The organism is Alloprevotella rava, assembly GCF_014195585.1.
Lineage (GTDB): Bacteria > Bacteroidota > Bacteroidia > Bacteroidales > Bacteroidaceae > Alloprevotella > Alloprevotella rava.
In genome coordinates this window covers 405,577-420,223 of the sequence record NZ_JACICA010000001.1, presented here as the reverse complement: position 1 = coordinate 420,223, position 14,647 = coordinate 405,577, and the positions used below count along the sequence as shown (strand labels likewise).

Below are 14,647 nucleotides of genomic sequence, written 5' to 3'. Positions count from 1 at the left end.
AGGGAGAACAATCTAAAATACAGTAAATTTGTGTCACCTACAATAGCTGAAGATGAGCACCAAAGAATATTAGTCATGCTGATGGATAAGCACTTAAACATCAAACATATCCCTCCTAAATCCCCTAAAAACAAGTATATTTTGCTATGCTGTATGTTTTTTATTGTTTTTTTGAGCACATACTATATTATTTATATAATTTTGCACTAAAAATCAAACAAATAAAGATATGACAGCTTGTGAGATGAAAGAATAGGACATAAATGTTGAGAACAAGAAATATAGAAAAAGAGCGTTCTCCATAAACTTATCGCAAAAGATAAATCATTACCATTTCTTACAAACTTCGATTGATTTTACAGTATTTTCGACTTTAAAAGCAAACTTCCCTATATCACTATTTTAGGATAAAGGAAAGTTCTCTCCTCTAAACTTAAAAAAGAAATAAAATTATTCATTTAATCTTTATAAAAAGATGGAAAAAATAAAATTCGTTTTTTTAATGCTACTGCTATCGATATCGGTAGGATTAAAAGCGCAGACAGTAAGCGGCACATATTCAGACGAGTATGGTCGCTGGAACTACAGCATCCGTACTAACAATGAGGCTCAAATTACAGGCGGGAGTCCTCACCTTGGTATACTAAAAATTCCTGCAAGTGTAGAGCACAGTGGCAGGACATATCCTGTAAGATCAATAGGAGTTGGGGCTTTTTCAGACAATTCTCTCATAGGTGAAATAATTCTCCCCAATGGGATAAAAGAGATAGAGGATTACGCTTTCTCTAGTTGTCCCGAGGTATATTCAATCAACATCCCCAGTAACTTAGAGAGAATTGGCATATGCGCATTCTATCAGAGCCCTAAAATAACAGGTTCTTTGACTTTCCCACACAGTTTTAAAGAACTGGGAGCTAGTTCTTTTATTGGCACAAGCTTGACTTCTGTGACATTCTTAAATCCTATAGCAATTTCTGAATCGTCAAGAGCAGCTTTTTCGAGTTGCGAAAGTCTAATATCTATATCTTTGCCTGAAGGAGTGACTTGCATTCCAGAAGGTTTTGTAAGCAGTTGTGAGAGATTAACATCCTTCAATATTCCCTCCACAGTTAGAACCATAGGAAAAGGAGCATTCCATAAAACAGGACTCACCTCAATTTCCATCCCGGAGGGGGTGACAAAGATAGAAGAAAGTACTTTTAAAGATTGTAAAGCCTTAGCCGGAAATATTGTCATTCCCAGCACAGTTACCTCAATAGATAAGGAGGCTTTCTCTGGTTGTGAGAAGATCACATCTATAACGGGTTTTCCCGCTACACAAACTGAAGTACCAGACAATCTTTTTAATGGTTGCAAAAATCTCACCCGTATTGATGGACTTTCTTATTCCCAACTAACAACTGTAGGCGAAAAAGCTTTCAATGATTGCGAAAAACTAACTGGTTTAAATCCCCTACCAGCCACTCTAACTGCCATAGGAAAAAGCGGATACGCTGGCTGTAAAGCTATGGTCGGAACTTTGACTATTCCCAATACGATAACAAAAATAGAAGAGGCTACTTTTAAGAATTGCGCTGGACTCACTGGCAATTTAACGTTAGAGAATAAAGAAATTGTAAGCGAAGCATTCTTGGGGTGTACGGGCTTGAACGGAACACTCACGGTGAAAAACTGTACTTTCACTGGACCAACTCCCTACTCTATAAAAAATCAATTTGCAGCAACTCAGTTTCACCATTTAGATACAGATGCTGCCACATTGCCACTCATCAATGGATCTCTGTTTGATATAAAAGACCTTGACAACTCCTCTTCAAATAACTACAACTACCCGCCAATGACTTTTGATGAGTCGCTGATCACAGGAATGAATAGTATCCCCGACAATTTCCTGAAAGATATGCCACAACTTGTGGGTAAAATCACATTCTCCCCAAGCCTAACAAGTATTGGTAATAATGCGTTCGATCATTGTGGTCTAACAGCAAATCTGAAAACCATCCCTGCTGCCACCACTATCGGTAATAGTGTATTCAGACTTTGCCCGAATATAACGACCGATGCTGTCATCCCAGACAACTACCCCATGAGTCCGTATACTTCTCCCGATAATGTCTTCCCAGAGCTACCATATCCAAATACTATTGGTGAGTATAGAGCTTTACCCTATATTTATTCTGGTATCACCTCTATGGATCTTGGAAATTTACCTTTCTACTTCTTTAGAGGAGGTAAAACCCCTTGGCAAATTGGTAGTATATGGGTAAATAAAAACTGGGGAGTAGAAAGCCCTAACCTGCTATGGGTAGATGCACGCAGATGCCAGCTTTCATACGAAGGCGGTAGTAACAATTTCCTCAAATGGACTTTCGTGAGAAATTGGGATGCCACTCCAGTTAATTACTACTATCATTATTTTAATTTTAGAGGGCTAAAGGTGAATGCGTTGGTGTATCTACCATCGGAGTCAAACTTCGTCGCTCCAACATTAGCTGATGATCCTACCTTTGACCAACGTTTCGATACAGATGAGAATGATGATGAGACAGGAGGTAATTCCTCTAACTTTATCATGGACGGAAAATGTAAACAATTCTTTGTAAAAGATGGTCTTCCCTACCGTGTACCGTTCCCCTTCACAGCACAAACTGCACGCTACAGTCGCACTTTTAATGTCACTACAGGGAAAGCAGTGAGCACGCTCTATCTGCCTTATCCCACTGACTTACCTGCTGGAATGTGTGCTTATACGCTCGTCAAGAAAAATCTACATGATGATGGTGAAAAGACATTTGTATTCCGTGAAGTTCCTCAAGGTACACGCCTCTCTGCTAACAAGCCATACCTTGTAAGAATCACCGATGGGCAACCACACAAATTGCCCGTAATGTGCAATGTGGAAGTTCCAGCTTCTTTAGCAGTGGATGCAGCAGGACAAATCGGTATTGAAGATACTGATTGGAAATTTTTCGGTACTACTGAGAAAATTGATAATACTGCGGCCGTTGCTAAGAAAGCTTACTATCTGAATGGTAACAAATGGTGGGCAGTACAGAATGGTGTGGAGAATGACTACATTGCGCCTTTCCGCTGTTTCATTAGTAGTCCTACGGGTGCTGCCGCTGCAAGAAGCTTCCTTCTTGTGCTCGAAGGTGACGACGATGGCAATGTAACGGGTATCAAACAGCTCGAAAACGACACAGAAAAGGACATCCACAGTGGTAAATACCCCTTCTATTCTGTTGATGGTAAACTGATGGGTAAAGACTACAACAAGCTGGAGCGCGGACAAATCTATATCGTAAACGGTAAGAAGTTCTACAAGTTCTAATGATAACCTCGTTCCTCTTCTTCTCGTTTGAGAAGAAGAGGAACGGGATTTCTATAGTGATCAGAATCCTTCTTATTTGAAAGGATAGATTTTAAATAATAACGGAAAAAGATAGACGAAAACAAGTAAATATAATGAAAACAAAGATATATCTGAAACCCGAAGTGGAAGTTTTGACAGTTGACCTACAAAGTCATTTCCTTGATTTGTCCGTCCCTATTGGTCCTGGTCCTGGTCCTGGCGGTGGTGGTCAGACAAGAAAAGAAATCTTTGAAGATGAAGATTCGTCCGGCAAACAACCAGGTGTTCCATCCAACCACAATCTGTGGGAGGATTGATAGAGCTAAGATGTTCTTCATTCTTTTTCTACTTGTCGCTTAAAAAGATAGAAACCAAAGTATATAATAAAGAACATCTCTACAAATAAAACATTTAGTACAGTTCAGCAAGTTAACGCTTGCTGAACTGTTTCCTTTTCTTCAGATAAATTTATAGCCTTCGCTTTTTAGCAAACAGCAAAAAAGAAACCTCCCGCACATGGTGAAGGGAGGCTTATATGTACATAGAGATTTAGAACTCTATTGAAACTTTATTTCGTCGTAATCTTCACAATTTCTGTGGGCTTCTGCTCTACATTGCGACGTTCCGTTTCGCGCACTACGGCTTCGGCAAGATTGCGGAAAGCACTACCTGTTAGGCTGTCGGCATGAACGGCTACGGGTTCGCCTTCATCGCCACTGTTGCAAATGCTCTGCACAATGGGGATTTGGCCGAGTAGCGGAACGTTCATCTCTTCTGCCAAACGTTTCACACCTTCTTTACCAAAGATATAGTAGCGGTTTTCGGGAAGTTCGGCAGGCGTAAACCAGGCCATATTTTCCACAAGTCCCAAGATAGGAACATTCACTTTTTCGTTTTGGTACATATCAATACCTTTGCGCGCATCTGCCAGAGCTACATTCTGCGGCGTGGAAATGATAACGGCTCCCGTGATAGCCAAAGATTGCAACAGCGTTAAGTGAATATCACTTGTACCCGGCGGTGTGTCCAGTACAAAATAGTCGAGATCGCCCCAATCGGCATCAGCGATAAGTTGCTTAAGAGCATTAGAAGCCATACCTCCTCGCCAAAGAGTTGCCGTATCCGGATTGACAAAGAAACCGATAGAGAGGAGTTTTACGCCATATTTCTCGGCAGGAATAATGAGTTCGCGCCCATCTTTTTTCTCCATAAAAATCTGCGCGCCTTCCACATGGAACATCTTCGGTACGCTAGGCCCAAAAATGTCGGCGTCGAGAAGTCCCACCTTATAGCCCATCTGCGCCAGAGCCACGGCTAAGTTGGCCGAAACGGTGCTCTTGCCCACTCCGCCTTTACCGCTGCTCACCGCTATAACATTCTTCACGCCTGGCAGCATCTTGCCAGGTTCAGGGCGTGCGGCTTGCAAGCTCTTCACACTGATAGCTACATTTATGTCTTTACTTACAAACGCGTGAATAGTTGATTCGGCTGACTTAACAACGGACTTGATAAAGGGATCAGTGCTCTTTTCAAAAATAAGGGAGAAAGAGACATTCATTCCGTCGATGCGGATATCGTCCTCCACCATATTGGCCTCAACGAGGTTCTTACCGTTGCCCGGATAATGCACTTTTTCCAAAGCATCGGTAATCAGTTTGGGATATAATGTCATGATCTAATTGTTATGTTCTGAAAATATTATTTTGCAGTCGTTAGCCCGGAGCGCTTATTGCGATTGTAGGAGCGATAAGAGTCCAGTTCGATTTCCACATCTGGCTCTTGGAAATCACCTTCCTGCGGAAGATGGAATTTGAGGTATTTAATCGTGATACCACGACTGAGCCATTGCTGCTCGTAATAAGTTTGAATACCTAAAATTGCTTTGTCTTCCTCGCTGAGTTCTGTCTGGTAGAGATCTTCCGTGCGATAGTCAACAGGGAGATTATTAGCAGCAATCATATACCTCGTATAGGTGAAGAGAAAGTTGCTATCCGTCTTTACATGAACAATACCATTATCTTTCAAAATGCGGCGATAACGCTCCAGGAAGTAAGTAGAAGAGAGGCGCTTGGTGGGCTTCTTCATTTGAGGGTCTGAGAATGTCAACCAGATTTCACTCACTTCGCCAGATTCAAAGAAACGATCGATAAACTCTATCCCTGTACGCAAGAAGGCCACATTCTTCAAATTATTCTCCAACGCATCCTTGGCGCCAGTCCACATTCGCGAACCTTTGATATCTACGCCAATGAAATTTTTATCGGGGAAAAGGCGTGCTAATCCAACCGTGTATTCGCCACGCCCACACCCCAATTCAAGAACTATGGGGTTGCTGTTCTTGAAATACGCGTCGTGCCAATGCCCCGGCTTTAAATCGTAAACAGGATTAGTCATTGACACGCCATTACAGAGTTCGCGCTCCGGACATTGAAACACATTCTCAAAGCATTCCATATCGGCAAATTTCGCTAGTTTATTCTTTCCCATCTGCAAGTATCTTTTTTACGTCTGCATCAGTCTTTACAAGTTTGTTCTTGCAGAACTTAAGAAGTTTTTGTGCCTCTTTGAGGCGGACACTCAGCTCATCCAGTTCGAGCGTATTCTGCTCGAAACTCTCCACGATTTCTTCCAATCGCGCCAGTGCCGTTTCGTAAGTTTGTTCTTTTGCCATAGTTTGTATCTCGTATAGCTTTCTTTTTTTATTCAACAATGCTGCTTACTGCTCCATCCTCAAACTGCGTTTGTAAGCGGTCGCCAGGTTTCAGTTGGGATGCTTTCCTTACGACTTTCCCGTTAAGCGTTGTTATACTGAAACCTAATTTCAAAATGCGTTCCGGACTGGCCAGTCGCACATTTTGCTCCAACATTTTCAAGGTTCGACCTTCTCGCTCCAAGCGCTGTTCTATTGCAACGGTGATACGCCCGGGAATGAATTCGAGACGATGTTGCTCATTCTGCAAACGTTGTTGCGTGAGCAATTCGAGTCGCCCCATCAAACGAAGCAAGCGCTCGCGGCGCAAATTGGAGAACTGCTCGGAAGCCAACTGAAAGCGATGAGCTAATTGTTGGAAAAGTTCTTTGCGATCGCGCAGACAGAGCGTAGCTGTACGCAGCAAAGTCTCTTCTAACGCTTCCACCTCTCGGATTTCTTTCTCACGTACATCAAGAAGAAAAGCTGCCACAGCGGTTGGTGTCTTCAGTCGTGTGTGTGCCACGAAGTCTATAACGGTATCATCGCGCTCATGACCAATTCCAGTCAGGACGGGAAGGGGAAATTGCGCCACATTAGCAGCTAGCAGGTAGGAGTCGAAACCGTTAAGGTCGCTCACAGCACCTCCACCGCGAATGATAGCTACTGCGTCCCATTTTTCCTCTTCGGCAGCTATCTGCTCCAAAGCTGCAATCACGCTATTCTCAACAGTATTTCCCTGCATGATAGCCGGGAAGAGTTTTAGCGTAAACTTATAGGGCTTTTGATTCATTTGGTTGCAGAAGTCGCCATATCCAGCTGCTGTCTCGCTCGAAATAACAGCGATACGACTCAGCGGGCGTGGAAGCACGAGTGCTTTATTCATTTCCAACACGCCATCTTCTCGCAACTGTTCTAAAATTTCTTGACGACGACGTGCCATATCTCCCATTGTGTAGGTTGGGTCAATATCAAGAATATTCAGACTATAACCATATACTTCATGAAAGTCTACCTCTACCTCAACAAGCACCTTCATTCCTGCTACTAATGTTTGCCCCGTGGCACGCTCAAAGTGGGAGCGAAGCAGTGTAAAAGTGTTACGCCAAATATGAGCCGAAGCTTTAGCAACTAATCCCTCGTGTGGATCGCGCTCTACAAACTCAAGATAACAATGTCCATTTCCTCTCACACTGACACTTGCGATTTCTGCCACGACCCAATAGCTATCAGGCATCTGATAGTGAAGGGTGTCTTTCACAAGGGCGTTGAGTTCAGAAAGGGAGATGGAAGTCATAAGCTAATGTGCTAATGTGCTAATGTGCTAATGTGCTAATGCATAATAGCATATCAGCACATTAAACAAATAATTATTTAAGAACTTGATTAGCTTTCCACATATCGGGAATACCGTAACCGAAAACCTCGTTAGGATGTTTGTAATAGTTGCCCGCTTCACGAACCGCTTTCATGATCTCAAGCGGAGTTTTATCACGATGAGCTTGCCAGAGACAAGTGACAGCACCAGCGAGGATGGGACAAGAAAAACTTGTTCCATTTGCCGTATCGACATTTCCACTGGGATAAAAAAGTGCACAATCACGTCCCATAGCCATCGCATCAGGTTTCACACGCCTATCAGCAGTATAGCCCAAAGAAGAGAAATTTGTATTGATACTATCTGCGCCAACCGCGCCAACCGTTAAGATGTCGGTAGCATCAGAGGGGAAATTGATTTTCTTCCATCGGCCGTTACCTTCATTTCCCGCAGAGTTGAGAACGAGCAAACCGCGAGAAGCAGCCAATGATGCTGCAATAGTATTCACCGCAACACGACCATTCAGATCGTCATAAGTATGATTCATTTCGGGATAGTCAAAGTGATAGTAGCCCAAAGAAGCTGTCACCACATCAACACCAAGACTATCGGCATATTCAAGAGCGGCGGCATAATTATCTTCTTCCACTAACTGTTCCGTCTCAGAGTCTTCACTCTGAATCAAGTAGAAACTGGCTTCTGGAGCAGTGCCCACAAGGAAGTTGGGATGATTAGTAGCAATACAAGAAAGAACCATCGTTCCATGAGATTGCCAGTCATAGACAGTCTTACCTGATTCAACAAAATTGCGTGTACCGAGAATCTTTGCACTGCGAAGACCGGGAATAATATCGGTATTGAGAAAACCTCCATCCAGCACAGCTATCGTCATGTCTTCTCCACGAAATCCTGCTTGATGAAGTTTCTGCGTGTTGAGCATCTCCACTTGTTGCTGAGCATAACCGTAAAAATTGTCAAGCGTATCCGTCACAATATCTTTTACAAGTTCATGGCGTTCTACATGGGGAGCAATATCTATTGAGTCTGGACCAACCCAGACAAGGCGCGTTGCCTTGACAAAAGGAAACATACGAATGGCTGCCATCTTCAGCGTATCAGTAGTTTCAACCACCACAGTGTTGTTCCATTTTGACATATTGTGGATTTTCAGTCCTTCTTGACGCAACACTTGAAGGTAGTTGGGCGAAACTGGAAGATCATAGTGGTCCACCTTTATCTTATAACGCCGCCGACGCTCAAGTGCTTGTGCCGAAAGAAATTCCTCTGGCCGTTTAAGCGAATAAGTATTATTTTTCTTATCAGTAAAAGTCACGCGGAAGCGATAACTCTTAGCCACCGCCTGCATTTTTGCTTGATGCTGTGCAGCAACTGGTATGCTGAAAAGAGAACACAATATGACAATCCACAAAATATTTAAAGTTCTCATTATTGCTATTTTTAATTCTTCTGCAAAGATACTCTTTTTCTTTATTCCATTGGAGGGCAGCAGGTGGGTTCTATTCCCATTACTGCCTTCCCCCTACTCCATTCTCATCTTTTCCCAGTCGAACGTAACGCGCCCTTGTCGGTTGATGAGATAGTCGATAGAGATTTCACCTTGATAAGGATTTTCTTGTTCATTGTAGTCGCCAGGCACTGCATCGGAGGCTTGAATCTTCGCCTCTGCCACACTCACGGGAGTATCTTTCAAACGCAACAGCGAGTTCTGCCCACTCATTTTTAGTCGCAATGTCACATAACCTGCATTGGTTTCGCCCTGCACACAGAGGTATTTGTCGAAACGCATAGGAGTACCACTTGCCGTTTGATGTTTACCCAAGATGAGTTGGTTCTGTGTTAGCGTGAGTTGTGGAATGAGGCGGAAGAGATTGAAGCCTAACGTAATTTTAATGTCTTTATCCTCAACTACCTTACAGAATATATTGCGGAAACGCGCCGTACCGATGGCTATTTCAGGTAACATCGCGTAGGTATTCTGAATGTCGCGGAAAAAGACATGAGCTCCTAATTTCTGAACGGCTTTCGTTGATAAAGTTGTAATGGACTGCGTAATATCAATGCTACTAATATAAGACTTCTTCCCCGCTTGAACGCTCACGGTCTTATCTGCCTGATTGAAAGGTACTGCAAGGGAATCGGCAGTAGACAGATATTGCGGAGCACCAAAGGGAATGGCGGCGCGGAGCAACTGTTCGTAGCGCTGTATCTCCAGTCGAGACGAACCCGAAAAGGCATTATTGTCGAGCAACTTACGACAGTCAGCAGCTGCTTCCGAATAATGTCCTATCCCGCCTAAAGCACGCACTTTTTCGATCTCTACCATGAGTAGTTCTTCCTCCGAGCGACTTCCGAACAAAGCCGGCTCAAGACGACGCGCTAAAGAAACGACAGAATTGGGAACATTCTTACCTTTATCCACTAAGAGTCGGAGAAAATCAGACGTCACGGAATCATCGGTCACAGCCTGTAAAGCGGGAGCGTTACGCTCCAAACCGAAAAGGTCGCCATCGGCGGTATAGTCTGTCAAGTATCGATGGTTGTATTGTTGTTTCCCTTCAATAGTGAGTTTCATCCCGCCAAAATCGAAGCGCACAAGAGAAAAACCACGAAGGAAGGGCAAACCTAAAATACCGCAAGAGTTACCATCCTTGACCTCACTGAGTTCGACAGCTGGCACAAGGGCGCACTCACCATTGAGTGTTAGATGGAAATCGAGCGTATCGGTTTCCTCGGGAGGAAACACCACAGCTGATAGCACATTGCCGGGCGAACCACTTTCCAAACTCAAGCCGCAAATAGCATCCCCGTATTCGGCCTGAAGTTGAAGTCGGTAATTATCGTTAAGGCGCAGATTGGGTTGACTCTTACGAACATCCATCTGGGAGGGAGCAAACACAATCTTTTCAGGATAGATACGAACCTCGCCCAAGCGCATCAACTCACGATTGCCAAGAATACGACAGATTTCAGGTTTCATTTCTGCAGTCATTTCCTCTACTGGAAATACATAGACAAGAAGATTTCGGAAGCGAACACTCCCTATACGAAGTTCGCGCAGGAAAGCTGGCCGAACATTCACTTTTCCAAACATAGTGTTCACGGCCAATGTCACATTGAGTACGCGCGCACCAAATTGTCGGGCATCGGCTTCAGTGATAATGGTTAGGTGCTGTCCTGTATTGAGATGGAAAAACACATTGCTACCTCCATTGACGGAAACTGGTAGAAGCAAAGGCCAATCGCGCGTAGTAGGGACGGAAATAGGCGTAGCGGGTTGCTCGAGAGCAAAAGGCTGCTCGTTGCGCAATTCGCGGGCAATACTGGAAAATATCTCCAATGGAACAGCGCGCAACTGAGGTAGCGTTGTGGCAAATTCGCAGAATTCGGCGAGTTTCTTCCAAAGCCCCTGAGATATATAATTTTCTATGCAAGTCGTGAGATAAGTGGTTTGCACTTCTGCATTCAACGAATCAGCATAAAAGCGCAGCAAACTATCGGCCGAAGCACACGCCGCATCGGGGAGATTGAACGCACGCGCCAGTTCCGCCCTTGCCGTGAGTCGCGCAAAGGCGGTGAGCGATTGATCAGAGCGATAAGCTTTCAGCAACTCAAAATCGCTTCTGCGTTCGGCCATTCCCAAAATACGACCACTCTCTCCGCTGCTTCCATAGCGAATGGCCTTTCGCGCATAGTCGCGGAACACATCGATGCGAGCAGCTTTAAAATTATGACGTTTGAGATAAAGAACTTGCTCATCTGCATAAGCTTGCAATTCGTCATAAAGCCCATCATTGAAGAGGTTCTCTGCTTTCAGTTCGGTCAAGGTCAAGCGCCCTACCGCCCCTACTTGTTTCGGAAAATTAGAAACAAGTGAATCTACACACTGATTGGTACGATTATTATTACCTTCTGCTCGTGCTATGGCCAAATCGCAGAAAAGGCGCACATAAGTAGGAAGTTCTGCCTTATGCTGGCGATAGAGAGGACGCAACTGCCTCACTTCTCCACGTGCTGCCAACATTGCACAGCGATTTGCAATAGAGTCGGGCAATGTTGCTTGGCTACTTGCCGCTATGCTTATGAACAGAAAGAGAATATTGAGAAAACGTTTCATCATAAACTGCTTTGAGAGCTTCAAAAATATAACACTTCGCCCGCAAATATCCGAAAAATAGCTGAATTTTACAAATTTACAGCTCTCTATTCTCCCCTACTAACAGCGTCATCCTCTGCCAAACAATCTGCCAAAAGCTCTCTTTCAGAACTGCAAAAACATCAACAAAATCAACCTACACAGAATATAAAGCATACGCCTTTCACAACGATAACAGTCTCCCAGAGTTTTGAAAAACTCCTGGAGGGCGAAAAGCATATTATATGCGCTATCGCCCATATCCTTATTACGTTCTCGGATACAATAAGCCTATCAGCTGACATCCTTATTGCGTCAGCCGACACCCTTATTGTAGTTACGGTAGCAATACTCATAGCGAAATCAAGAAACATTCTCCTCTCTCCTCTGCTCTTTTTTTCGTTGTCACGTCGTCACGTTGTCACACTTTAGGTATAATCGCCTGAAAAACAAACACATTACGCGCGTGACAACAGTGTGACAACAAATTTTCATTGTCACCCTGTTGTCACGCAAATAAGAGCCTGTCTATCAACATATTCTACCTTTCTGTGACAACGTGACAACAAAAATAAGTTTTTTGTTCTGGGAGGAGAGAGTGATGACTACAGTGTGTAGAGTTGCCTACAGGCTATAACACAACATGCAGGGGCGGAGGTTAGTGAAAAACTTCCGTACAAGCACCCACTGTCTCCGTCCGAGGTGTGAGGTACTCTGTACGGATGCGGCTACGGCAGAGGGAGGCAGAGTGGTACAGTGAGCGAAAGTGCCTACAGATAATACATAGACTGTGCACAGTGAAAGTCTTAATACACAGATATAAAGGTGTTACTCTGGTTTAGCAAAGTAACACCTTCTTTTTTATAAATATCAAGACATCCGCACTATCGTTTTACATCTCAACAACCAAGAAGTAAAACAAAAAAAAACGCGGCGTCCACTTTTCTGCAAAGCTTCTGCCGCGTTTTGTCGGAAAGAGGCGACTCGAACGCCCGACCCCTACGTCCCGAACGTAGTGCGCTACCAACTGCGCTACTTTCCGATTGCGGGTGCAAAAGTAGAGTTTTGTTTTTGTTCTACCAAATTATTCCCTTACTTTTTTACGTTCACATCTATCGCTAACTTCGGCGTTTTTGGGTCGTTTGTAATGAGCAAAATACGACGACGACCTTTGAACTGTAGTGTTGAATTATTTACAATAATTTTCATCTTTGCTTTCTCGCCTGGCTTTATTTGTCGACGGTCGAGACTGACAGAAATACCAGCGTTATAAACTTGCAAAGTACTCACCACAAGCGGAGTCTTTCCCTCATTAGTCAAACACAATTGTGTACGGAGACGTTTCTTTGTTCCCAAAGAGCCAAGATCTACGCTCGTGGTGTCAAGATGGGCTATCGGTGCATATTTCAACGTTGGCTCCGAATAGTTATTATCAGGCAGAAGTGTAACACTCACATTTATCTCATTGTTACGATTGATGCGCTCGCCTGTATAAGTAGAAAGATAAACAGAAGCTTGCGTTAGGCCCATATTCATAATAGCATCCGACTTTAGGGTGAGCTTTATTTTTGCCTTACGACCCGGATGAAGAACACTGGGCTGAATATCGGCATCTAAATACTGAGGAAGATGCATCAACCCCAGCGTCATTGGTTTCTTGCCTGCGTTGAAAACCTCCACGGTACGTTCTGGACGATCGCCACGGCGCACATCGTCAAACTCCACGTTCTCTGTTGAGAGCCATTTGTCGCCAAGATGCACGGGGAAGTTTTCCGCTTTCCCCTCACTAGGTATCACCACATGACCAACGAGATTGATATAATAGGGATTCTCGCCTATATTGGTATAAACTGCAATGCCTTTATAGAAATGACCGAGAAGTTCGGCGTCGTATTTAGCAATGATCTTGCCCTCCGCCCCGGGAGCTATCGAGCTTTGGTCCCAACTCACCAACGTGCAACCACAATCTGGTTCCACAGCCTTTATCTCCAATGGCTGGTTGCCTGTATTGCGAACACGAAAAATAGTTTGTGCCGGATTGCGCCACATGATTTGACCAAAATCGTGCTGGGTTTCAGAAAAGCTAATACGTGGCTGAGCCTGCATCCCGAGGGAGAAAAGAGCGGCAGCAAGGGACAAAAATATATACTTTCTCATTATTTCTTTTGCGTGTCGATAAAAAGCCACAGAAAACTGTGTACTGTGCAAAATTAGTTATTTTTCGCCATGTGACTTTGCAAATTCAACAGAACTTTCATATTTTTGTACTCTCTCAAACCTGAATTTCGCCCTCTCATTGCAGAGGATGTGAACTCTTACACCTATAAAAAACGAATGAAATTTATATCTTGGAATGTAAACGGACTAAGAGCCTGCGACGGAAAAGGCTTCCGCGATGCTTTTAGAAACCTTGACGCTGACTTCTTCTGCTTGCAAGAAACAAAAATGCAGGCGGGACAACTCGATATTGACTTTGAAGGGTACGAAAGCTACTGGAATTATGCTGAGAAAAAAGGCTATTCTGGAACAGCCATCTTTACAAAGCACCATCCGCTCAATGTGACTTACGGATTGGGCCATGAGGAACACGACCATGAGGGACGTGTTATCACGCTGGAAATGGACGACTTTTTCCTGATCACTGTTTATACCCCTAACTCTCAAGATGAACTACGCCGCCTCGACTATCGCATGACATGGGAAGATGCTTTCCGAGAATATCTCCTGGAATTGAACAAAAAAAAGCCTGTTATTGTGTGCGGCGACTTAAATGTAGCCCATCAAGAAATTGATCTTAAAAATCCAAAGACAAATCGTCGCAATGCAGGTTTTACGGATGAAGAGCGCGAGAAGATGACGCAGCTTCTCAATGCAGGCTTTACGGATACGTTTCGCTTTTTCAACCCCGACTTGACAGGTGCCTACTCATGGTGGTCCTATCGCTTCCGTGCTCGAGAAAAGAATGCGGGGTGGCGTATCGACTATTTCCTGGTATCGAATTGTCTGAACGATAAGTTAGTTTCAGCTTCTATCCACAATGAGATATTTGGTTCTGACCATTGCCCCGTTGAAGTTGTATTAAAGTAATCCACATATCACCAAGAAAGGACAAACGGGGGATACTTCCCTCTTATT

At 43.9% G+C, this 14,647-nt stretch carries 10 protein-coding genes and 1 tRNA gene; 3 read left to right on the top strand and 8 right to left on the bottom strand.

The window, feature by feature from the left end; genetic code table 11:
* The first annotated feature begins 475 nt into the window (after positions 1-475).
* Positions 476-3,331 (top strand): leucine-rich repeat protein, encoded by a 2,856-nt coding sequence (locus FHS60_RS01600; RefSeq protein ID WP_183694091.1) that lies wholly within the window; start codon positions 476-478, stop codon positions 3,329-3,331.
* A 134-nt stretch (positions 3,332-3,465) separates the two neighbouring features.
* The gene (locus FHS60_RS01595; protein ID WP_183694088.1) at positions 3,466-3,669 is read left to right on the top strand and encodes a hypothetical protein; all 204 of its coding nucleotides are present in this window, start codon (positions 3,466-3,468) and stop codon (positions 3,667-3,669) included.
* 251 nt (positions 3,670-3,920) lie between these two features.
* On the opposite strand, the gene FHS60_RS01590 is transcribed toward FHS60_RS01595, so the two are convergent.
* The 8 genes from FHS60_RS01590 to FHS60_RS01555 form a co-directional block, all read right to left on the bottom strand.
* On the bottom strand, positions 3,921-5,024 hold the full coding sequence (locus tag FHS60_RS01590) for an Mrp/NBP35 family ATP-binding protein (RefSeq protein WP_183694085.1): 1,104 nt from the start codon (positions 5,022-5,024) through the stop codon (positions 3,921-3,923).
* A gap of 26 nt (positions 5,025-5,050) precedes the next feature.
* A complete protein-coding gene (gene trmB / locus FHS60_RS01585; protein WP_420837963.1) occupies positions 5,051-5,806 on the bottom strand; it encodes a tRNA (guanosine(46)-N7)-methyltransferase TrmB in 756 nt (251 codons plus the stop codon).
* A 19-nt stretch (positions 5,807-5,825) separates the two neighbouring features.
* Positions 5,826-6,023, bottom strand: a complete 198-nt coding sequence (gene xseB / locus FHS60_RS01580; RefSeq protein WP_183694078.1) for an exodeoxyribonuclease VII small subunit — start codon at positions 6,021-6,023, stop codon at positions 5,826-5,828.
* A gap of 28 nt (positions 6,024-6,051) precedes the next feature.
* Positions 6,052-7,338 carry an exodeoxyribonuclease VII large subunit gene (gene xseA, locus FHS60_RS01575; RefSeq protein WP_183694075.1) on the bottom strand — a complete coding sequence of 429 codons (1,287 nt, stop codon included), beginning with the start codon at positions 7,336-7,338 and terminating at the stop codon, positions 6,052-6,054.
* 73 nt (positions 7,339-7,411) lie between these two features.
* The gene (locus FHS60_RS01570; RefSeq protein WP_183694073.1) at positions 7,412-8,806 is read right to left on the bottom strand and encodes a S8 family serine peptidase; all 1,395 of its coding nucleotides are present in this window, start codon (positions 8,804-8,806) and stop codon (positions 7,412-7,414) included.
* 93 nt (positions 8,807-8,899) lie between these two features.
* On the bottom strand, positions 8,900-11,497 hold the full coding sequence (locus FHS60_RS01565) for a retropepsin-like aspartic protease (protein WP_183694071.1): 2,598 nt from the start codon (positions 11,495-11,497) through the stop codon (positions 8,900-8,902).
* Between the two features lie 984 nt (positions 11,498-12,481).
* Positions 12,482-12,554 (bottom strand) — tRNA-Pro (locus FHS60_RS01560).
* Between the two features lie 50 nt (positions 12,555-12,604).
* Positions 12,605-13,669, bottom strand: a complete 1,065-nt coding sequence (locus FHS60_RS01555) for a DUF1573 domain-containing protein (protein WP_183694067.1) — start codon at positions 13,667-13,669, stop codon at positions 12,605-12,607.
* A 177-nt stretch (positions 13,670-13,846) separates the two neighbouring features.
* On the opposite strand from FHS60_RS01555, the gene FHS60_RS01550 reads away from it, so the two are divergent.
* Positions 13,847-14,599: an exodeoxyribonuclease III gene (locus FHS60_RS01550; RefSeq protein WP_183694064.1), complete on the top strand. Its 753-nt coding sequence runs from the start codon at positions 13,847-13,849 to the stop codon at positions 14,597-14,599.
* The last annotated feature ends 48 nt before the right edge of the window (positions 14,600-14,647 follow it).